We start from the raw sequence: 20,366 nt of genomic DNA on the forward strand, positions 1-20,366 counted from the left end.
CGAGGCGGCGGCGCACGCTTGATGCTCGTAGAAGGTCTCCGCTCCCGGGCAGCCGCGCACCACGACGATCCGACTCGTGACCGCGCTCAGGAGGCTCCCGGACGGACTCCGCGGCCACCCGGCTGCCTGGCACCACCCCGTCCCATTGGAGAAACCGTGCTCACCGTCAACGCTTACGTCGCGACGTCCGCCACTGAGCCCCTTGCGCCGACCACCGTCGAGCGCCGTGACGTCGGGCCGCACGACGTCCTCATCGAGATCAAGTACTGCGGCATCTGTCACTCCGACATCAGCCACGCCCGCAGCGAGTGGGGCGAGCAGGTCTTCCCGATCGTGCCCGGCCACGAGATCGCCGGCATCGTCACCGACGTCGGCTCCGAGGTCGGTAAGTTCGCGGTCGGTGACCGGGTCGGTGTCGGCTGCCTGGTGGAGTCCTGCCGTGAATGCGACTCGTGCTTGAAGGGCGAGGAGCAGTACTGCTTGAAGGGCAACACCCTCACCTACGGCGGTATCGACAAGGACGGCACGATCACCCAGGGCGGCTACTCCACCCACGTCGTGGTCACCGAGGACTTCGTCGTGCGCATCCCCGAGGGCATTGCCCTCGACGAGGCAGCTCCGCTCCTGTGCGCGGGCATCACCACGTACTCCCCGCTGCGCCGCTGGGGCGCGGGCCCCGACAAGAAGGTCGCCGTGATCGGTCTGGGGGGCCTGGGCCACCTGGCCGTGAAACTCGCGCACGCGATGGGCGCCGAGGTCACCGTGCTGTCCCAGTCGCTGAAGAAGATGGACGACGGCCTGCGTCTGGGCGCCGACCGCTACCACGCCACCAGCGACCCGGCCACCTTCGAGGAACTGGCCGGCACCTTCGACATCATCGTCAACACGGTCAGCGCGAAACTCGACCTGGACGCCTACCTCGGTCTGCTGGCCGTGAACGGCACCCTGGTCAACGTCGGCGCCCCCGCCGAACCGCTGTCGCTCAATGTTTTCTCGCTCCTCATGCGGGGCCGGTCCTTCTCCGGTTCGCTGATCGGGGGCATCCGCGAGACCCAGGAGATGCTCGACTTCTGCGCCGAGCACGGCATCGGCTCCGAGATCGAGGTCATCCCTGCCGAAAAGATCAATGAGGCGTACGAGCGTGTCCTCGCCTCCGACGTGCGCTACCGCTTCGTGATCGACACCTCGACGCTGGCCTAACCCGGACTACTGCTGATGCTGTTCTTGCTGATGCGTCGCGGCCCAGGAGGCGAGAAGGCGCAGCCCGTCGTGGGAGGGCGTGCCGGGCTCGGCGGTCCAGACGACGAGTTGCTGGTCGGGGTCGGTACTGGCAGTCAGTGTGTCCCAGTCGAGGGTGAGTTCCCCGGCGATGGGATGGTGCAGGGTCTTGGTGCCGACGTTCAGGGCGGCGACGTGGTGACCGGCCCACCACGTGCGGAAGTCGTTGTCCTGTACGGACAGTTCGCCGACCAGAGTGGTCAGCCGCGGATCCTGGGGATACCTGGCGGCTTCCATGCGCAGTTGGGCGACGGCTGTGCGGGCTACGCGTTCCCAGTCCGGATAAAGCTGTCGCATGGCCGGGTCCGTGAAAAGGAGCCGTACGTAATTGCGCTTCTTCTCGGGAATCAGCGAGAAATCGGTGACGAGCGCCGCGCCGAGGGAATTCCAGGCGAGAATGTCCATGCGGCGGCCCAGGACGATGGCCGGCGTAGCGGTGAGATCGTCCAGCAGACGCCGCAGCTGAGGTTGCACCCTCTGTCCGGAGCGCCGAAGTGGCCGGGCACTCGCCTTGCCGGCAAGTTCGAACACGTAGTCCCTTTGGTCGTCGCTCAGATGCAGCACTTGCACGAGCGACTGCAGGACCGGGGCGGACGGCGGCATCCGGCCCTGTTCCAGGCGGATGTAGTAGTCCGTGCTGATCGCGGCGAGCTGGGCGACTTCCTCCCGGCGCAGCCCCGGCACCCTCCGGGGTGTCCCGGCGTCGGGCAGCCCCACGGTACGGGGGCTGAGCTCCGCACGCCGAGCCTTGAGGAACTCACCCAGCTCCTTGAGGTGCGCACTGGTGGTCATGTCCGCCAGTCTCGCACCGGTCGGCGGAGAGGTGGGTGGGAGAGATCTGTCCCAGGATGTTTTTCTCCCAGGAGGAAACCCTCCTCTTTGCGCGCACGGGAAAGCGTGTGAGCGTGAAGAACATGCCCGGCTGAGGGTGCCGGCGGACACGAAGGAAACCCCTCTTGTAATTCCATGCAATGCCGTACGACAGGGAGAAGGAACATGGCTGAGCAGCAGTCCGCAGCGCAGAAGGCCATCGGCGACATCGCACCCAAACTCGCCGACCTGACCGACGAAGTCCTGTTCGGCGACGTCTGGGAACGGCCGGGCCTGTCCCCGAGGGACCGCAGCCTGGTCACCGTCTCCACCCTGGTGGCGCTGTACCGCACCGATCAGCTGGGCTTTCACCTGGCCAAGGCCCTGGAGAACGGGGTCACGCGCGAAGAACTGGTCGAAGCCATCACTCACATGGCCTTCTACGCCGGATGGCCCAACGCCATGAGCGCTGTCACCCAGCTGAAGGACTTGGTCGAGAACGGCCAGTAGCCCCCGGTGACGGACCCCCTCCACCGACATCCCCCCACTCCAGGGAGCAACTTCCTCATGAGCAAGGTCTTCTTCATCACCGGCGCCGGCCGCGGCCTGGGCGTCGACATCGCCCGCGAGGCCCTGAAGGCCGGTCATCGGGTCGTGGCCACCGGCCGTCGTCCGATGCAGGTCGTCGAGGCCCTCGGCGGCGAGCAGGACAACCTGCTGGTTACCGAGTTGGACATCACCGACGTCGATAACGCCCACGCCGCGGTACGGGAGGCGGTGGACCGTTTCGGCCGTATCGATGTGCTGATCAACAACGCCGCCAATTTCTTCGCCGGCTACTTCGAGGAGATCTCCGACGCGCAGATGCGTCAGCAGATCGAGACGAACCTGTTCGGGCCGATGAACGTCACCCGCGCCGTCCTGCCCGTCATGCGCGGGCAGCGAGATGGTCACGTCATCACCATCTCGTCCATCGCCGGCCTGGTCGGCCAGGAGTTCTGTGTCGCCTACGCGGCCGCCAAGTTCGGCGTCGAGGGCTGGATGGAGTCTCTGCGCTTCGACGTGGAGCCGTTCGGCATCCGTACGACGGTCGTCGAGCCCGGCTTCTTCCGTACGGAGCTGCTGGTGGACGCCTCCACCAGCTGGGCCGAGTTGTCCGTCGACGACTACGCCGAGCGCAGCGCCGCGACGAAGGACGCCTGGCAGGGCATGAACGGCCAGCAGGCAGGGGACCCGGCCAAGCTCGCCCACGCGCTGCTGGCCGTAGCCGAACTTCCGGAACCGCCGCTGCGGTTCGTAGCGGGCGCCGACGCGATCGCGACCACGGAGGCCAAGGCAAAGGAATTGCTGGCGCAGGCGGAATCGTCCCGCGAGCTAGGCGCGCACCTGGCCCACGACGACGCCGCCTGAACCCACCCCGCATCCACACCGTCAGGAGAAACCGATGGAAATCCTCAAGAAGCAGCCCACCAGCAAGGCTCCGGCCGACTGGTTCACCGGTGACGTCTGGTGGGACGTCGTCTACGCAGGTCAGGACCCGTCCAGGGCCCGCCTCAACCTGGTGCGCTTCGCGCCCTGTGCCCGCACCGACTGGCACTCCCACACTCTCGGCCAGACCTTGCACATCGTCTCCGGCATCGCCCTGATCGGCGGCCGTGACGGCACGGTCATCGAGGCCCGCCCCGGCGACACGGTCCACACCCCGCCGGGGGAGGAGCACTGGCACGGCGCCGCCCCCGACGCTTTCATGGAGCACCTCGCCCTGTGGGAGGGTCGGGGCGACGGCAGCCCGGAGACGACCTGGCTGGAGAAGGTCACCGACGATCAGTACAACGGCCCGCGTACCACCACACGTTGAGGCTTGCTGCCCGCTGATGGGCGTCCGCGTCGGTGTGTCGAAACGTGGAAGGCATCATGGCGCAGTCTGTTGAAAACTTTCTCGGGGTCTTCCTCCGGTCGCGACGTGAGCGCCTCGACCCGGCTGACATCGGCTTGACCTCCCCAACTCGCCGCCGGACGCCCGGGTTACGTCGCGAGGAAGTCGCGCACCGAGCGGACGTGAGCGTCGAGTGGTACACACGCCTGGAGCAGGGCCGAGGTGGAGCACCGTCGACGCAGGTGCTCCACAGCGTGGCGGAAGCGTTGCTTCTGAGCCGTGCGGAACGCGAGCACATGTTCTCGCTTGCTCACGGGCAACGACCTGATGTGCCGCACAAGCCTGTGGACGGCATCAACTCGCGCCTGCGGAGCGTACTCGACGGCTTCCCCCACGCTCCGGCGTACATCAAGACCGCGGCCTGGGACATCGTGGCCTGGAATCGCGCGGCCCGGCTCGTGCTTTCCGACTACGAAGCCATGGGCACCGAGGACCGTAACGTCCTGAGGATCCTGTTCCTCGACCCTTCCTCCCGAACGTTGTTGAGGCACTGGGAACGCGAAGCCGGCCTGGCCGTATCGACGTTCCGGCTTGAGCTCACGCGCTGGGGGGCCACCGACGAGGCCGAGAGTCTCGTCCAGGAGCTGCGCGCACGCAGTGCGGACTTCGCAAGGCTGTGGGGTGCGAATGACGTCGGCACCCTGGGCGAGGGCGTCAAGCATCTCAGCCACCCGATCGCCGGTGATCTCGCCATGTGGTACTCGTCGTTCGCCATCGACGACGAGCCTGGGCTCGGCATGGTGCTCTACACGCCGAATGCCGAACGCGACGCGGAACGGATCCGGCGACTCATGGGGGACACCCACTGACCTTGCAGGGGCACTGGGGGGTACAGCCGATACCCGTATGTTCGCGGCGTGGCTGAGTCTGTGGCACCGAGGAAGCATCTGTGGCGAACCCACGTACGGCTTCCTCGGACATGGAGCAAGGACTGTGCCAACCACCACCCCGATCAACAGCCTCGACGAGCAGATCAGGCAGCGCATGGAGGACTGGAGGACGTCCTTCGAGGCGAAGGACGTCGACGGCATGATGTCCTTCTACGCCGACGGCGACGCATTCAGCGCCTTCGATCTCATGCCGCCCATCGAGTTCCGCGGCGGCGACATGTGGCGCCAGAACTGGGTCGGCTTCTTCGCCGCGTGGGAGGGCGCGCTGCACCTCGAATTCTCGAACGTCGAGGTGCACGCCTCCCACGACCTCGCGATCGTTCGCCTCCTGGTCCGACTGGTCGGCACCATGGAAGGCCAGAAATTCGACCTCTGGGTGCGAACCACCAACTGCTTCCGCCGCATCGACGGTGAATGGCTGATGATTCACGACCATGTCTCCGTTCCACTCGACTTCGCCACCGGCCAGTCACTGATGAACCTGTCGCCGGCCAAGCCGTTCGGATGAGCCGATCCCGCGCCCCCAAAGCAGCGCGTCGACCCTCCAACAAGCTTGACAGGAAAGGCACAGAACCGTGGCACACGCCCCCACAGAAGCAGAACCCCTGACCGCGCAGCAGGCAGAGTCGGTGCTCGATCGACTGTCGCACGCGTTCGTCAGTCCACCCCGATCGCCCATCCTCCACACGCCGGAGGAGGAGAACCTGGAGTACGAGGCGGTGACCTTCCCGTCGAGCGACGGAGTGCCCCTCGAAGGCTGGTTGATTCCCGCCGACTCCCGTCGCCTGGTCATCGCCAATCATCCGATGGGCTTCAACCGCTCAGGACTGCCGTCACACCTGGAACCGTGGGCGTCGATCTGGCGGCCTACCGGCAACGACTTCGAGGTGAACTTCGTCCCCGACTACCGGATCCTGCACGAGGCCGGTTATAACGTACTGGCATACGACCTGCGCAACATGGGTCTGAGCGGTGCGGCGAATGGCGGCGCCGTGACGAGCGGACTGTACGAGGCACGAGACGTTCTCGGCTCCATCCGCTACGCAGCGAACCGAGGTGAAACAAAGGACATGACAGTCGCTTTGTTCAGTCGATGTCTCGGAGCCAACTCGACTTTCGCGGCGATGCGACAAGACGAGAAGGCATTCCAAGGAATCAAGTGCCTGGTGGCCTGCCAACCCGTGTCCGACGACGTCATCATGCGTCGAATGCTGGACATCCTCGGAGTCGGAGGAGACCGAATCGACGAGCTCGACCGGCGGGTCAAGCTCAGCACCTCGATCGGGTTCCAGGAGCGACCTGACGCGGCATGGGCCAAGTACGTCCGCATCCCCACGTATCTGTACGGCGTCTACGAGGACTCTCTCACCGTTCCAAGTGACCTTGAAGAGATGTTCAAGGCGTTGGACGTCGAGGACAAGAGACTCGAGTGGGTCCGTGACACGACTGCACGCTGGGACGGCTACCTCGAGTTCCAGCGTCGGCCCGAACCGATACTGGACTGGTTGTCGCACCGCCTGGCATGACGCCCGCCGACCGGCTCAGGTTTTGTGGCGTGCCTTCGTCGGTAGGGCGGTCGCGGAAAGGGCGCGCAGATCGTCGAAGGATCGAGAGAGATGCGCGTCCAGGCTCTGTGAGGGGTCGTCGATCCAGGCCTGGGCCGCGTGGTGGAAGGTGGCCCAGCCGGTCTGAGCGGCCAGGCCGGCCAGCCGGTCGGGGACATCGCGCTGCTTCAGGGCCTCCGCCACGGCGTCGGTGAGCAACGCGGCCTTGGCCAGGTCGCGTTCGCGGAGCGCCGGTGTCGCCGCGATGATCGCCAACCGCGGTTCGGAGAACGGGCGGTTGTCCTCAAGGATCCGTCCGGCTTTCCGGAAGGCGCAGAGCAGCATCTCGAGCGGCTGCAGACCATCGGGCGCTTCGGCCACCGCCTCCATCAGCGCGGCGCGCAGGTCGGCTTCGCCGTCGAAGAGCACCTCGCGCTTGTCCGGGAAGTGCCGGAAGAACGTGCGCTCGTTGACGCCGGCCCGCGCGGCGATCTCAGCCGTGGTGGTCTGGTCGAATCCGCGCTCCTGGTACAGCTCCAGAGCCGCCCGCTGAAGGCGGCGCCGCGCTTCTACTCCGCTCCGTGGCACCTCCTGAGGGTACCGCACGTGTCAGTCACTGGCGTCAAGTAGTGCCAGTGACTGACGCTAAGTGGGAGAGTTTCATGCATGTCTTCGTCACCGGCGGTTCCGGCCTGACCGGCCCCGCCGTCGTCGCCGAGCTCGTCGCGGCCGGCCACACCGTCACCGGCCTGGCGCGCTCGGACGCCGCTGCCGCCCGACTGGAGTCGCTGGGCGCCACACCGCACCGCGGCTCCCTGGACGACCTCGACAGCCTGCGCAGCGGCGCCGAAGCCGCCGACGGCGTCCTGCACATGGCCTACGGCGGCGACTTCTCCGACCTCGACGACATGATGAGGCGAGACCGCACCGCGATCGAGGCGCTCGGCGAACCGCTGGAACACTCGGGCAAACCGTTCGTCAGCACCTCCGGCACGCTGGTCATGCCCGTCGGCCGGGAGACCACCGAGCAGGACGAGCCCGACACGGCCGGGATCGCGGCCTTCCGTATCGCGGGTGAGCGAGCGTGTCTGGCCTTCGCCGCCCGGGGAGTACGCGCGAGCGTGGTCCGGCTCGCCCCCACCGTCCACGGCCCCGGGGACCACGGCTTCATCGGCATGCTCGTCGCCACCGCACGTAGGACCGGCATTTCGGCGTACGTCGGCGACGGTACGAACCGCTGGCCAGCAGTGCATCGGCTCGACGCGGCGACCCTGTTCCGCCTGGCCTTGGAGAAGGCTCCCGCGGGAAGCGTGCTGCATGGAGTAGCCGAGAGCGGCGTCACGCTGAAGAGCATCGCGGAGACGATCGCCCGAGCCCTCGATCTGCCCGCCGTCCCGCTGACCCCGGACAAGGCTGCCGCGCACTTCCCGAGCCCGTTCATGGCCACCGTCTACGGCATCGACGCGCCCGTCTCCGGCACCCGCACGCAGGAGCTGCTCGGCTGGCTGCCCACCCACCCGACACTCCTCGACGACCTGGAGCACGGCGACTACTTCGCCACGCCGGCCTCCTGATCACCTCGCACCAGCGCCGACAGGGTACGGGGCTCTGGCTGCCCGCGGGTGGTGCCCATGGGGTGCCCTGGCGCACCACTGAACATCGCTCCGGGGCACAGCTCGCCCTGCCATCCGGCGAGCGCCGCGAGCACGCTGGGTGTGGACTGAAGATCCGTTTCGATCCGACCCGCGGAGCACTGGAGCAATGAAGCACATCAAGCTGGGCGACCTGGACGTCTCCCGAATCGGCCTGGGCACCATGACGATGTCCGGCGTCTACCTCAGCCCTGGCGAGACCCCCGACGACAGCGAGTCCGTCCGGGCGATCCACCGGGCGCTCGACCTCGGCGTCACCCTGCTCGACACCGCCGAGGCCTACGGCCCCTTCGTCAACGAGGAACTCGTCGGCCGGGCCATCAAGGGCCGCCGTGACCAGGTCGTCCTGTCGACGAAGTTCGGCATGCTCTCGCACAGCGGCGGCATGATCGACGGCACACCGGCGAACCTCCGCATCGCGATCGAGGGTTCCCTCAAGCGGCTCGGCACGGACTACATCGACCTCTACTACCAGCACCGCGTCGACCCGAACACGCCGGCCGAGGAGACCTTCGGCGCCCTCGCCGCACTGGTTGCCGAGGGTAAGGTCCGCCACCTCGGCCTGTCCGAGGCGGCGCCCGAGTCGATCCGCCGCGCCCACGCCGTCCACCCGATCGCCGCACTGCAGTCGGAGTACTCGCTGTGGACGCGGGACGTGGAGGCGGAGATCCTGCCGCTGCTGCGGGAACTGGGCATCGGCCTGGTGCCCTGGTCGCCGCTCGGCCACGGCTTCCTCACCGGCAAGATCCGCGCCACGGAGCACTTCGAGGCGAACGACTGGCGGGCGAACAACCCCCGTTTCACGGAGGAGAATCTCAAGCGCAACCTGCGCATCGTCGAGGAGGTCGAGGCCGTCGCCGCCGAGGTGGACGCCACCCCCGCGCAGGTGGCCCTGGCCTGGCTGCTGGCCCAGGGCGACGACATCGCCCCGATCCCCGGCACCAAGAGGGTCTCCCGTGTCGAGGAGAACACAGCCTCCGACGCCGTCGTGCTGACCGCCGAGCAGCTCGCCCGGCTGAACAACCTGGCACCGGCCGCCGGTGACCGACTCCACGAGGCGGGCATGCGGCTGGTCAACCGCTGACTCCGACCCACCCGACGAACTGCGGAAGGAAAGCATGCGCACCACCACACTCGGCCCCGACGGACCCGAGGTCGGCGTCATCGGCCTGGGCTGCATGGGCATGAGCTTCGGGTACGACCTGGCCACCCCGCGCGACGAGGCCGAGCTGATCTCGGTGATCCACCAGGCCCTCGACCTGGGGATGACCCTGCTGGATACCTCCGACGTGTACGGCCCGCTCACCAACGAGGAGTTGCTCGGCCGGGCTCTCTCCGGAGGCCATCGCGAGCGCGCGGTGCTGGCCACCAAGGTCGGCGCCCTCACCCGTAACGCACAGGGTAGGCCGGTCCCCGGGCTGAACAACCGACCTGAGCACATCCGCCGCTCGATCGACGAGAGCCTCGGGCGGCTGGGCACGGACTACGTGGACCTGTACTACCTGCACCGCGCGGATCCGAGTGTGCCGATCGAGGAGACTGTCGGCGCGCTGGCGGAGGCGGTGGCGGCGGGCAAGGCGCGTCACATCGGTCTGTCCGAGGTGAGCGTCGAGCAGATCAAACGCGCTCAGTCCGTCCACCCCATCACGGCGGTGCAGTCCGAACTCTCGCTGTGGACACGGGACTGGATGACCGAGGTACTGCCGTACTGCCAGGAGCAAGGCATTGCCTTCGTGCCGTACTCACCGCTCGGCAAGGGCTTCCTCACCGGCCGGTTCACCTCCTTCGACGACCTGCCGCAGGACGACTTCCGGCGCGGCCTGGCCCGTTTCCAGCAGGACGCCCTGCGTGTCAACTTCGCCCTCGCCGAGAAGGTCCGGCAGATCGCCGACCGCATCGGTGCCACCCCCGCTCAGGTGGCGCTGGCATGGGTCCTGGCCCAGGGTGAGTACGTCGTCCCGATCCCCGGCACCAAAACCCCCAAGTACCTCCACGACAACGCTGGCGCGGCCGACGTCCAACTCAGCAGCGACGACCTCGCCGAACTCGACGCCCTGCCCACCCCAACAGGCGGCCGCTACCACTGAACCGCCGGTTCAGTCACTGAACCACTGACCGAACGAACGACGGCGCGCCCCACGACATCGAGGTGCGCGCCGTCAGTCGGTCGTAGTCTTCGATCCGCCATTCGTCGACGACTAGGGGGGTGTGCTCACTTCGAAGTCCCCCGGACGGTGTCGAGTGCGTCGACGAGTTGCCAGACGGACCGGGCCCGGGCGTAGGCCGCGTACCGGGAGATGTTCGTGTTGGCCACGAACCAGGACTCCGGCGTGGCGAAGGCATGGCCCTTGGTCGTGGCGCCGTCGTCGTAGATCCGGTTCGCCACGGCTTCGCTCATCTTCAGGGCCTTGGCGATGAGTTGTGTGTCGCCGGTCGCTCGGCCTATGTGCACGGCGGCGGCCGTCGCCATCCACGTGGTGCCGGGCCACACATCGGCGATCTCCGGGACGAAACGGCCGGGAGACTGGATGTAGTCCATCGGATAGGGCTTGAGGTTCTCGTCCAGGATGATGGGCGGACCGGTGGGAACGCCGTCGGAGTCTTTGGGCGCCAGGAAGGCATCCAGGGTGTTGTGCCAGTGCCTCCGCGCGCGCCGCAGGTCGATCAGATTCGGCAGACCGAGCTGGGAAGCGACGCACTGGGCGTAGAACGCGTCCAGGAAGGCCGCGTCCGTCGGCAGCACCGGCTTCTTGCCTCCGAAGATGTCGCCGGTTCGCCCTTCGATGCCGCCGGTGCCGTCGCAGTAGCGGTAGCGCCCGGTCTCGGGGTTCCAGAAGATCCTTTCGAACTCCTCCTTGGCTGCCGACAGTTCGGTGTCGATCTCTTTCTGGACCGAGGCTGTGGCTTCGGGTATCCCGAGGGTCCTGGCCTTCGGCGTGAGCGTCGAGAGGATTTGGAGCGAGAGGACGTACAGCTGGCAGTTGTAGATTCCGTGGCCGTTGACCAGCAGCTGGTCGTAGGTGTTGGGCGGATTGTTCGACGGCGGGTCCGCCGGGAGGTGGGAGCCGGGCGGGCGGAAGAACTGGGAGTGCTTCAGCGTCCGCAGCATCTGGGGGTAGCCGTAGGTCAACAGGCTCTTGTCGCCGGTCTCCTTGTACAGCGCGTACACCCGGTAGATGAGCTTGTGGAAGCAGTCCCGGAACGCGTCGCCGCCCGCGGGATCAAAGAGCGCACCGAGGTCGTCGGTGCCGGCAGGCGGTGCGCCGAAAACGGGTTCGGAGGTTGCCGAGGGGGCGCCCTGGTTGGCCGCTGTCGCGCTGATGTACGGGCCTGTGTCGAACATGATCTGCTGGGGCACCCGCCCCCATCGGTCCTGCTTGGTCAGTTGCAGCCAGGCGCGGAGCCGGCCGAGTTCAAGGTTGGGGAACAGCTTCGTGTACAGCAGGTATCCGAAGCTGTCGACGTCCATCTCATTGGCCCCTGCGCCGCCGCTTCCGGCGTCGATGGTGTAAAAGAGGTGCGTGCCGGGGATCTCCGCACCCAGGCGAGGCCCGCCGGCGGCGGGAGTGATGGTGTTGCTGACGAGGCCCGCCTCCCAGAACGAAGCGCTGAAGACCATCCCGAAGAGCTCGTTGAGAGCTGCCTTTCGCAGCCACACCGGGTACTTCGGATTCTCGGCGATCGGTTTCCACCACGACTCGACAGCGGCGAGGGAGTCGTCGTGCCGCGCGAGCTCGCGCTTGGCGATGGTGAAGGCCTGCTTGAACGGGTACGAGTTCGGGACGTAGTCGTTGGTGTCCGTCGAGGTCGCACCGAGGAACTCGGTGTACCTGCGCATCCAGACAGCCCGGCCCTCGGGCACGCCGTCGTAGTACACCTGCGGGAAGTCCCAGGACAGGGCGTACCGGACGGTTGTCTTCTGACCCGGCCGCAGCCGCACGGACACGGCGACGGCTCCAGCCGAGTCGGAGTCGTCCAGGGCCCTGTTCGGCAGCTTGCCCGTGGCGGTGAACGGTTCGTAGATATCGCTTCCGTCGCCCGCCCCGTTCCACGAGGTGACATACGTCAGCTGCTGACCCGCGGTCGGCAGGGCGGCGATGGTCCACTGCGACTTGTAGGAGTCCGGCGTGTTCGTCGGATCGTCGGAACCCAGTGTCACGCCGGCGACACCCGACCGGGTGTCGGTGTCGAACCGGCTGGAGAGTCCGGTGCGTGTGGTGTCCGCCGCATGCGGAGTGGCGTTCGGGAACGTGAACATGACTGAGAGGTCAACGGTCTTGCGGGTGGGATTGGCCAGCTCCACGTCGAAGAAGGCCACCGGCATGGAGGTCCGCTCGTCCTCACCGGCCACGATCGGCGACCAGAAGCGCATGGACACCTGTGACTGGAACACGTTGTAAGTGGTCCAGCCGAAGGGGTACAGCGCGGCGTAGGTTCCGTCGCCGGGGTCGAGTTGGTTCCACCGGGGGAGGACCCCGTCGAAGTCCCGCTGCGGGGCGATGTGGTCGTGCCGGGTGGCGAGGGTCCTGACGGTCGGGCCGTCCCCGCCCGCCACCTCCTCACGGACGTGGAAGGCCGCCTGGGGAAGCGTGCGCATGTCCCACCAGTCGGACGACTGGGAACCGCCCATGCTCCACGGGCCGAAGGTCCCGAACAGGTTGTAGTGGAAGGATCCTGCGCCGACGCCGCCGAGCGGGATACCCAGACCTGGCACGCTCATGCCGCCGGCGCGTCCGCGCAGCCCCGTAGGCTGGCCGGTGCGGCACTCCGAGTCGGCCGCCGTCTCGCAGGGGCCGTCCGGCGCGAGGCCCCAGGTTCGGACGTACGCCGCCTGCGGCACTCTTGCCGCGTTGAGCGGTGACGCGTGGGCGGTCGGGGCCGAGTCGAAGGGCGGCACTCCGCCGAGCTCGCCCGCTGCGACGAGTGCGGCGACGGACAGAGCGCCCCCACGGATGAACGCCCTCCGCGGGAGGCCTTCGCCGTCGGGCGCTGTGACCTGGTGGGAATTGTCTGGTGAGCTCATGGTGGTCCTTGCTCCTAGATTGCTATTGGGTGTCGCCGCTCCTGGGCGGCGAACCGGTTACGTCGAAGGCGCGCGCGAGAACTGGCTGGATCAGGCGTCCGCGATCGGTTGCGGGAGGGACCTCCCGCTACAGCAGTGGCATCGCGTTCTGCTCACCGGACTCGGGCCGGGCGAGGATCGCGTCCACCTCGTGCTGGAAGGGCTCCGAAGCGGGAGAGAATTCCGCCGCCGCGAATGCGCGCGACAGGTCGGCGGCGGGCGCGTCCAGGTGTGCGCCGAGCCGTCTGGCGACCTGTGCCTCGCCCTTGGGCGCCATACCGCTGTCCACGGCGGCGGTCACGACGGCGGACCAGGTGATGGGGTCGTCGAGCACATCGCGGATGGTGGTGAATTGCCGTGGCGCGAAGAGGGGGTGGGCCGGATCGGCCGTCTTCCAGCGGTGGTCGCCGTGCCCGACCTTCTCCGGCTCGGCGGCACCGGGAAGGTGCACGTGCGCGGTGACCCCGACCGGCACGCGCACGTCCAGCCTGAACTGCCCGTCCTCACGCACCCAGGCGACGCGCGCTTCGCCGTAGGGCGTGAGATGCCGGGCCGAAGCAGAGGTGAGGGCGGCGGACGGAAGAGGGTGGACGAGGATCTCGCGATAGCCGGGTGCGGCAGGGGCGAGGCCGGCCACCCGGCGGTGAAGCCAGTCCGCGACCGCACCCAGCGCGTAGTGATTGAACGACGTCATCTCACCAGGGTTGATACTGCCGTCGGGCAGCATGCTGTCCCAGCGCTCCCAGACCGTGGTCGCCCCCATGGCCACCGGGTAGAGCCATGAGGGGCAGCCCGTCTGCAGCAACAGCCTGTAAGCGACCTCGCCGTGCCCGGTCGAGGCCAGCGCATCGGTCACCAGCGGAGTGCCCACGAAACCGGTGCTGATCCGAAAGCCGCTGGCGCGCACGAGGTCCGCCAGCCGCCGGCCGGCCTCCGCCCGCTGCTTCTCGCCGGGCAGCAGCGCCCACTCGATGGCCAGGGCGTAGACGGTCTGTGCGTCGGACAGGACACGGCCTGCGGGTGTGACGAAGGCACGGGCGAACGCCTCGCGGACCTCGGCCGCCAGAGCGGCGTAGTGGTCCGCTTCCTCGGTCCGGCCCAGCTCGCGGGCCGACTCGGCCACGATCTCGGCGGAGCGTGCCAGGTGCGCGGTGGCGACGACGTCGGGATCGGCCTTGGCACCGGCGGGATTCTCCGGCGGCGCGCTCGGGTCCAGCCAGTCGCCGAACTGGAAACCGCCCGTCCATAGCCGGTCGGGTCCGGCGAGTCCGGTCATCCGGTCCACCCAGCCGCGCATGCTCGGCAGTTGACGCTCAAGGAGGGCACGGTCCCCGGTGCGCCGGTACAGCACCCACGGCACCACCGTGGCGGCGTCGCCCCAGGCTGCCGCGGCCGGGGACGGTGTGTGCAGCACGTCCGGCACCACGAACGGCACCGATCCGTCGGGATGTTGTTCGGCCGCCAGGTCGGCCAGCCACGAGTCGAGGAAGCCCGCGGTGTCGAAAAGGAAGGCCGCCGTCGGTGCGAACACCTGCATGTCACCGGTCCAGCCGAGCCGTTCGTCCCGCTGCGGGCAGTCGGTGGGTACGTCGACGAAGTTGCCGTGCATGCTGCGGACCACGTTCTCGTGGAACCGGTTGAGCATCTCGTGCGACGAGGTGAACCAGCCCGTGCGCCGCAGGTCCGATCCGATCACCACCGCCTCGATGTCCTCACCGCGCAGTCCGCCCGGCAGGCCCGAGACCTCCGCGTAGCGGAAGCCGTGGAAGGTGAGGGACGGTTCGAGCACCTCCTCGCCCCCGCCGGCCACGAGATAGCTGTCGGTCGCCTTCGCCGTGCGCAGTGGACGCGTGCCGAGCTCCCCGTTCTCCAGGACCTCCGCGTGCCGCACCACGACTTCTCTGCCCGGCGCGAGACCGCGCACGCGCAACCGCACCCAGCCGACCGCGACCTGGCCGAAGTCGACCAGGGTCCGTCCCGACTGCGAGGTCCACACCCGCTCCGGCGCCAGGAGGCGGCCGGCGCGGACGGGAGGCCCCGTGGGGGCGACGAGGCGACTGAGGTCGCCGTCGACCACCTCGACCTCGCCCGTCGCCGGGCGCCGACCGCCGGCCCGGCGCCGCAGGTCGGTGCGCTGCCCGTCGTAGAGATCGTCGGCGAGCACCTCACTCTCGCGCGCGGTCCACGAGCCGTCCGTCGCGAGAACGTGCACCCGGCCGTCGGCGGTCGTGACCTCCAGCTGCGCCAGCAGCGCCAGCCGGTCGCCGTAGAGCGCGCGCTCGCCGTTGAAGCCGAGGCGGCCTCGATACCAGCCGTTGCCCAGCAGGAGGTCCACGACGTTGCGCCCACCGCGGACCAGGTCGGTGACGTCGTACGTCTGATAGCGCAGCCGGTGCTCATAGGCGGTCCAGCCCGGGGTCAGGACGAGGTCACCGACCCGGCGTCCGTTGAGCGTGGCGACGTACAGACCGTGGGCGGTGGCGTACAGCCGGGCCCTGACCACCTCACCGGGTACGTCCAGCGTGGAGCTCAGCACCGGTGCGGGCGCGTGCAGGTCCCCGACGCCGGTCGGGCTCACGAAGGCCGCGGCCCAGTCGGAGGGGTCGAGCAAGCCGGTCTCCACGACGGCCGGTTCGCTCCACTCGCTCCACTCCTCCTTGTGCGCCACGCGGACGCGCACCTCGGCGGACTCCCGGGACACGAGCCGCTGGGCCGGCCAGGGCACCAGCACCTGCTCGGCGCTGTCCACCCGGTACCTCTCACGGGTTCCGTCCCGCTCGACCTCGACTTCGTACGCCGTCTGTTCGTAGCCCTCGTCCGCGTGCGGAACGGCCCACGACAAGCGGGGAGCAGCTGTTCCCACGCCCAGCACAGGGGCACTGTCCGTACGGTGCTCGAACCGGGGTGCGCAGGGAGCGGCAGCCACGACCATGCAGGTCTCCAGACTTCTCGGCACATGAGGATCGGCCCCAGGACCGGTGTCCGCGTCGTTGCGCGAAAGCACCTCGCGCGCTCCCGGAACGAGCCGCGGTGGTGGGGCCAGCAGCGTTTGCATCGTTCCACAGGAGGATGGGCTTAGGAAGATGTCGGACCCAAGGACGCCCTGACTTGCGAACCAATGGTCTGTACCCGCGCCTGTAGCATGGCCTGTGTGGACAACGATGCTGCTGGACGTGATTCGCAGGACGACGTGCGTGTTTCGAACGGCGGGCGGACGAAGCCGCAGCGCGTCGGCGTCACCAGCACGTCCCAGTCCTCCAAGGGGCGCCGTGCAACGATCCAAGACGTTGCACGAGAGGCGCAGGTCTCGGTTTCCACCGTCTCCAACGTGATCCGTGAAGCCCCCAACGTCCGTCCCCAGATGAAGGCCAAGGTTGCCGCAGCGATCGAGAAGCTGGGTTACCGGCCACAGGCCGGTGCCCGGGCGATGCGGGGACGCTCCTACACCATCGGCGTCATGCTCACCGAGTTCTCGGCCCCCTTCCAGACGGAGATCGCTGAAGGGATCGCCGACGAACTGGAGCCGAGTCCGTACCAGGAGATCTTCGTCGCCGGCGGCCTCTCTGCCGAGGGCCAGCAGCGAAGCATCGAAGCACTCACCGACCGGCAGGTGGACGGACTCATCGTCATCGCGCCGGCGATGGCCACCTCGTGGCTGGAGAAACTCGGCTCGGGACTGCCCACCCTGGTGATCGCACGCCACGGCGGATCCGCCCAGTACGACACGGTGGTGGACGACGACCAGGGCGGCGCGCGTCTCATGGTCGATCACCTGGTGGCCCTGGGGCACCAGCGCATCCTGCACACGAGCCATCCGGCGGGACGTCTCAGGAGGCCCTTCGTCCTGGCCCACACCGCGCGGTGCGACGGCTATGCGAGCGCCATGAAGCGGCACGGTCTCGAACCCGATGTCATCGAGACCAGCTACTCGGAAGCAGGCGGATACCAGGCCGCCAGGCAGGCCTTTGCCAGGCCGGCGCCGCCGACGGCCGTCTTCGCCGGCGCGGACATCGCCGCGTTCGGTGTCCTGCGTGCGGCGGAGGAACGCGGGTTGAGGGTGCCGCAGGACCTCACCGTCGCCGGATACGACAACGTCTACGCCTCGACGATCGGCCGGGTCTCCCTCACCACGGTCGACCAGTCGGGCCACCTCACGGGCCAGATGAGCGCGCGGCTCCTGCTGGAACGGCTGAACGGCCGGACCCAGCCCGTGAACTACGTCGTGTCACCCCGGCTGATGCCGCGCGGCACGAGCGGGGCCCCGGCACGGAATTCCGCCCGCCGACTGCCCTGACGGCGGAGTTCCTCAGGGGCTGTTCGCGTTCATGGACGCTTTGGAACGGTCCACTGCTGGCTCATGTCGAGACGGACGGCTGGCACCTCGCGTCGGGCTGGCCCGTCACTCACCAGTGCATGGGCGCGGGCGCCCGTTGGGCGGGAAGCGCCAGATGAAAAGCGCACTTGACGTGGCGATTTGAGGCTTGCACTACAAGGGCGTTGCGTAAACGTTACCTCGCAATGACAGCGCCCTCCCTTGACGCACCCCCACTCGCTACCTAGCCTCCATTTGAAACGTTCCAGAGAGCATTTCATCTGATACGTACCCCTTTCGGCTGAGCGCGGGACGCCTCCGCTCCGGCCTGCGGTCACTCCAGACCGAGCCTCTCTTGCGTCCGAAGGAGCCAACCATGCGGCGCGCTACAAGACCTGCCTTCGCAGCACTGACGATGGCGACGACCGTGACCACCCTGGCAGCGCTGAGCGCCTGCACCAGCACAGACTCCGGATCGGGGGCCACGGGAGGGAAGAAGGACACACTCACTCTCGGAATGTCCGCCGACATCCAGGGCTGGGACCCCTCGAACCAGCCCGGCTACCAGGGTTGGACGGGCGAGGCGGTGTATCAGTCCCTGATCCAGTGCGACGCCCTGGGCAAGCCCCAACCGGACGCCGCCGAGAGCTGGACGTTCAAGAAGGACAACACAGGTGTCACGTTCCAGCTTCGGTCCGGCATGAAGTTCTCCGACGGGACACCGGTCGACTCGGCGGCCGTCAAGGCGTCCATCGCCTATATCGGGCAGCACGGCGGTCAGGCCGCCCGCTTCGCGTCGATGAGGGTCGACACTCCGGACTCCCGAACCGTGGTGATCGCCGTACCGAAGCCGAATCCGACGCTCGTCGGGCGCATGTGCGAGGCGAAGCTGGCGAGCCCGAAGTTCCTGGCATCGGGCCAGGTGAACAAGGCCCCCGTCGGCTCGGGTCCGTACACCCTGGACCAGTCGGCGACGACCAGCGGCTCCGTGTACACCTTCGCCAAGAACGACGCGTACTGGAACGCCAAGGCCTATCCGTACAAGAAACTTGTCATCAAGAAGATCACGAGTGAGACGGCCGCGCTCAACGCCCTGAAGACGGGGCAGCTCGACGGCTCCCTCATCACGCAGGCGACGTACAACGAGGCCGAGGCGTCCGGTCTCAAGGTCGTGAAACTGCGCGGCAACACCACTCGGCTGCTGTTGACGGATCACCAGGGCAAGAAGATCCCGGCACTCGGGAACGTGAACGTCCGCCGCGCCATGAACATGGTGTTCGACAAGGAGGCGATGGCGAAGGACCTGTACCGAGGTCTCGCCTCACCGGCCGTCCAGATCTTCCGCCCGGGAAGCTCGGCGTACATCAAGGACCTCAAGGACCCCTACCCCTACAACGTCGAGAAGGCCAAGGACCTGATGGCGAAGGCGGGTTACGCGAAGGGGTTCACCGTCGAGATCCCCTTCATGCAGGGCCAGAACCTCGAGGCGCTGATCCCCGTTGTCAAGCAGCAGCTGGGGCTGCTCAACATCACGGTCAAGCAGGTGACGCTGTCCGGCCCGAACGCCATCAGTGAACTGCTCAGCGGCAAGTACCCCATGCCCTTGTGGCAGCTCGGGAACTACGGCGAGTCGCTTCAGGACATCGCCGACTACGTGCTGCCCGACGGCATCTGGAACGTCATGCACCAGCCCGATCCGACGGTGGCCAAGCTCTACGACAAGGTCCTCACCAGCTCCGGCCAGGAGTCGGCCGCCGCCCAGCAGGAGATCAACCGGTACATCAGTGACCAGGCCTGGTTCGTACCGATGGCGTACCCGGACGGGTTCTACGCCCACAGCTCGAAGATCAGGGTGCCCACGATGAGCGATTCCTCGGCTCTGAATCCGCTGCTGCGCGACTTCAAGTAGCCGAACGAGACGAGGGATTGGAGCCGCAGGTGTTCGGTTCTCTGGTGAAGAAGCTCGTCCGAGCAGTGGCTGTGCTGCTCGTCGTCAGTTTCGCGACCTTTGTGCTGATGTTCGGAAACGGGCCCGGGATCGCGCGGGCGGTCCTGGGAACACAGGCGACCGACTCCGACGTCCGCGCAGAGATGGTCCGACTCGGCCTCGACCGGCCGCTGTTCGCTCAGTACGGGGACTGGCTCAAGGGGGTGGCCACCGGCAACCTCGGTGACTCGTTCTTCACTGGGCAGTCCGTGATGTCCACGCTGTCGTCGCGTGTGCCGGTGACGCTCGCCCTCATCGTGCTGGCGCTCGTCCTGACGGCTGTGGTGAGCGTGCTGGTCGGTGTCGTCGCCGCCGTCCGTGGGGGGTGGGTCGACCGGGTGGTCCAGTTCCTGGCCGTCCTCGGTGCGGCGGTTCCGGCGTTCATCGTCGCGATCGGGCTGGTTTTCGCGCTCGCAGTCTCCGTCCGGCTCTTCCCGGCGACCGGATACGTGTCGCCGGACCAGAGCCTCACGGGCTGGCTCAAGTCGATCACCCTTCCGGTGCTCGCGCTGGTCGTGGGATCGATCGCCAGCGCTGCTTCGCAGTTCCGGGGCGCCGTGATGGACACCTTGTCCCGTGACTTCGTCCGCACCCTGCGGGCACGCGGAATCAGCGAGTCCCGGATCATCTTCCGGCATGTCCTGCGCAACGCCGGCGGCCCCGGACTCACCGCCCTGAACCTGCAGACCATCGCCCTCGTCGGCGGCGCAGTCTTCATCGAGCAGGTCTTCGCCCTCCCCGGCCTGGGGGAGCTCAGCAACACCTCCGCCCAACAGGGCGACGTTCCGGTGGTCATGGGAGCGGTCCTGGTGACCATCGTCATCGTGCTCGTCGTCAACGTGCTGGCAGACCTCGCGAACGTGGCGCTCAACCCGAAAGCGAGGACGCGATGAGC

Annotated in this window: 17 protein-coding genes; 13 read left to right on the forward strand and 4 right to left on the reverse strand. The window is 67.7% G+C overall.

Going from position 1 to position 20,366, the window contains the following annotated elements; genetic code table 11:
• The first annotated feature begins 156 nt into the window (after positions 1-156).
• Positions 157-1,200, forward strand: coding sequence for an NAD(P)-dependent alcohol dehydrogenase (locus ACFWXQ_RS15445; protein WP_383936821.1), 1,044 nt, complete (start codon positions 157-159; stop codon positions 1,198-1,200).
• A 6-nt stretch (positions 1,201-1,206) separates the two neighbouring features.
• Here the strand turns inward: ACFWXQ_RS15445 and ACFWXQ_RS15450 are convergent, their stop codons facing one another.
• Complete coding sequence (locus tag ACFWXQ_RS15450) at positions 1,207-2,070, reverse strand: helix-turn-helix domain-containing protein (RefSeq protein WP_383936819.1); 864 nt, start codon at positions 2,068-2,070, stop codon at positions 1,207-1,209.
• A gap of 204 nt (positions 2,071-2,274) precedes the next feature.
• Between ACFWXQ_RS15450 and ACFWXQ_RS15455 the strand changes: the two genes are divergently transcribed.
• From ACFWXQ_RS15455 to ACFWXQ_RS15480, 6 genes are all read left to right on the forward strand, one after another.
• The gene (locus ACFWXQ_RS15455) at positions 2,275-2,598 is read left to right on the forward strand and encodes a carboxymuconolactone decarboxylase family protein (RefSeq protein WP_383936817.1); all 324 of its coding nucleotides are present in this window, start codon (positions 2,275-2,277) and stop codon (positions 2,596-2,598) included.
• A 57-nt stretch (positions 2,599-2,655) separates the two neighbouring features.
• A complete protein-coding gene (locus ACFWXQ_RS15460; protein WP_383936815.1) occupies positions 2,656-3,498 on the forward strand; it encodes an SDR family oxidoreductase in 843 nt (280 codons plus the stop codon).
• A 34-nt stretch (positions 3,499-3,532) separates the two neighbouring features.
• Complete coding sequence (locus ACFWXQ_RS15465; protein WP_383936813.1) at positions 3,533-3,946, forward strand: cupin domain-containing protein; 414 nt, start codon at positions 3,533-3,535, stop codon at positions 3,944-3,946.
• Between the two features lie 44 nt (positions 3,947-3,990).
• Positions 3,991-4,833 (forward strand): helix-turn-helix transcriptional regulator, encoded by an 843-nt coding sequence (locus tag ACFWXQ_RS15470; RefSeq protein ID WP_383936811.1) that lies wholly within the window; start codon positions 3,991-3,993, stop codon positions 4,831-4,833.
• 124 nt (positions 4,834-4,957) lie between these two features.
• Positions 4,958-5,422 (forward strand): YybH family protein, encoded by a 465-nt coding sequence (locus tag ACFWXQ_RS15475; RefSeq protein WP_383936809.1) that lies wholly within the window; start codon positions 4,958-4,960, stop codon positions 5,420-5,422.
• Between the two features lie 67 nt (positions 5,423-5,489).
• On the forward strand, positions 5,490-6,440 hold the full coding sequence (locus ACFWXQ_RS15480) for an alpha/beta hydrolase family protein (protein ID WP_383936807.1): 951 nt from the start codon (positions 5,490-5,492) through the stop codon (positions 6,438-6,440).
• A gap of 15 nt (positions 6,441-6,455) precedes the next feature.
• Here the strand turns inward: ACFWXQ_RS15480 and ACFWXQ_RS15485 are convergent, their stop codons facing one another.
• Positions 6,456-7,046: a TetR family transcriptional regulator gene (locus ACFWXQ_RS15485; RefSeq protein WP_383936806.1), complete on the reverse strand. Its 591-nt coding sequence runs from the start codon at positions 7,044-7,046 to the stop codon at positions 6,456-6,458.
• Between the two features lie 74 nt (positions 7,047-7,120).
• Here ACFWXQ_RS15485 and ACFWXQ_RS15490 point away from each other — a divergent pair, with 74 nt between their 5' ends.
• From ACFWXQ_RS15490 to ACFWXQ_RS15500, 3 genes are all read left to right on the forward strand, one after another.
• Positions 7,121-8,032 carry an SDR family oxidoreductase gene (locus ACFWXQ_RS15490; protein ID WP_383936804.1) on the forward strand — a complete coding sequence of 304 codons (912 nt, stop codon included), beginning with the start codon at positions 7,121-7,123 and terminating at the stop codon, positions 8,030-8,032.
• A 187-nt stretch (positions 8,033-8,219) separates the two neighbouring features.
• Positions 8,220-9,194, forward strand: a complete 975-nt coding sequence (locus ACFWXQ_RS15495) for an aldo/keto reductase (protein WP_383936802.1) — start codon at positions 8,220-8,222, stop codon at positions 9,192-9,194.
• 34 nt (positions 9,195-9,228) lie between these two features.
• Positions 9,229-10,197 (forward strand): aldo/keto reductase, encoded by a 969-nt coding sequence (locus ACFWXQ_RS15500; RefSeq protein ID WP_383936800.1) that lies wholly within the window; start codon positions 9,229-9,231, stop codon positions 10,195-10,197.
• A 125-nt stretch (positions 10,198-10,322) separates the two neighbouring features.
• Here ACFWXQ_RS15500 and ACFWXQ_RS15505 read toward each other — a convergent pair whose 3' ends face one another.
• Positions 10,323-13,133, reverse strand: a complete 2,811-nt coding sequence (locus ACFWXQ_RS15505; protein WP_383936797.1) for a GH116 family glycosyl-hydrolase — start codon at positions 13,131-13,133, stop codon at positions 10,323-10,325.
• Positions 13,134-13,260: 127 nt separating this feature from the next.
• Entirely contained in the window at positions 13,261-16,104 is a 2,844-nt protein-coding gene (locus ACFWXQ_RS15510; RefSeq protein ID WP_386268364.1) for a family 78 glycoside hydrolase catalytic domain, read from the reverse strand.
• A gap of 345 nt (positions 16,105-16,449) precedes the next feature.
• On the opposite strand from ACFWXQ_RS15510, the gene ACFWXQ_RS15515 reads away from it, so the two are divergent.
• The 3 genes from ACFWXQ_RS15515 to ACFWXQ_RS15525 all read left to right on the forward strand — a co-directional run bounded on the left by ACFWXQ_RS15515 (position 16,450) and on the right by ACFWXQ_RS15525 (position 20,364).
• Positions 16,450-17,466, forward strand: coding sequence for a LacI family DNA-binding transcriptional regulator (locus tag ACFWXQ_RS15515; protein ID WP_383938879.1), 1,017 nt, complete (start codon positions 16,450-16,452; stop codon positions 17,464-17,466).
• Between the two features lie 394 nt (positions 17,467-17,860).
• Positions 17,861-19,393 carry an ABC transporter substrate-binding protein gene (locus tag ACFWXQ_RS15520; RefSeq protein ID WP_383938788.1) on the forward strand — a complete coding sequence of 511 codons (1,533 nt, stop codon included), beginning with the start codon at positions 17,861-17,863 and terminating at the stop codon, positions 19,391-19,393.
• A 29-nt stretch (positions 19,394-19,422) separates the two neighbouring features.
• The gene (locus ACFWXQ_RS15525) at positions 19,423-20,364 is read left to right on the forward strand and encodes an ABC transporter permease (protein WP_383938791.1); all 942 of its coding nucleotides are present in this window, start codon (positions 19,423-19,425) and stop codon (positions 20,362-20,364) included.
• Positions 20,365-20,366 lie beyond the last annotated feature (2 nt).

Origin of the sequence: Streptomyces sp. NPDC058697, from assembly GCF_042715345.1 — a bacterium.
GTDB classification, from domain to species: domain Bacteria; phylum Actinomycetota; class Actinomycetes; order Streptomycetales; family Streptomycetaceae; genus Streptomyces; species Streptomyces liliifuscus.

Excerpts from the sequence above, each read along its gene's own strand:
- ACFWXQ_RS15455 (WP_383936817.1), top strand. The coding sequence starts at position 2,275 with ATGGCTGAGCAGCAGTCCGCAGCGCAGAAGGCCATCGGCGACATCGCA.
- ACFWXQ_RS15510 (WP_386268364.1), bottom strand. The coding sequence starts at position 16,104 with ATGGTCGTGGCTGCCGCTCCCTGCGCACCCCGGTTCGAGCACCGTACG.
- ACFWXQ_RS15520 (WP_383938788.1), top strand. The coding sequence starts at position 17,861 with ATGCGGCGCGCTACAAGACCTGCCTTCGCAGCACTGACGATGGCGACG.
- ACFWXQ_RS15465 (WP_383936813.1), top strand. The coding sequence starts at position 3,533 with ATGGAAATCCTCAAGAAGCAGCCCACCAGCAAGGCTCCGGCCGACTGG.
- ACFWXQ_RS15495 (WP_383936802.1), top strand. The coding sequence starts at position 8,220 with ATGAAGCACATCAAGCTGGGCGACCTGGACGTCTCCCGAATCGGCCTG.
- ACFWXQ_RS15460 (WP_383936815.1), top strand. The coding sequence starts at position 2,656 with ATGAGCAAGGTCTTCTTCATCACCGGCGCCGGCCGCGGCCTGGGCGTC.
- ACFWXQ_RS15505 (WP_383936797.1), bottom strand. The coding sequence starts at position 13,133 with ATGAGCTCACCAGACAATTCCCACCAGGTCACAGCGCCCGACGGCGAA.
- ACFWXQ_RS15450 (WP_383936819.1), bottom strand. The coding sequence starts at position 2,070 with ATGACCACCAGTGCGCACCTCAAGGAGCTGGGTGAGTTCCTCAAGGCT.
- ACFWXQ_RS15500 (WP_383936800.1), top strand. The coding sequence starts at position 9,229 with ATGCGCACCACCACACTCGGCCCCGACGGACCCGAGGTCGGCGTCATC.
- ACFWXQ_RS15490 (WP_383936804.1), top strand. The coding sequence starts at position 7,121 with ATGCATGTCTTCGTCACCGGCGGTTCCGGCCTGACCGGCCCCGCCGTC.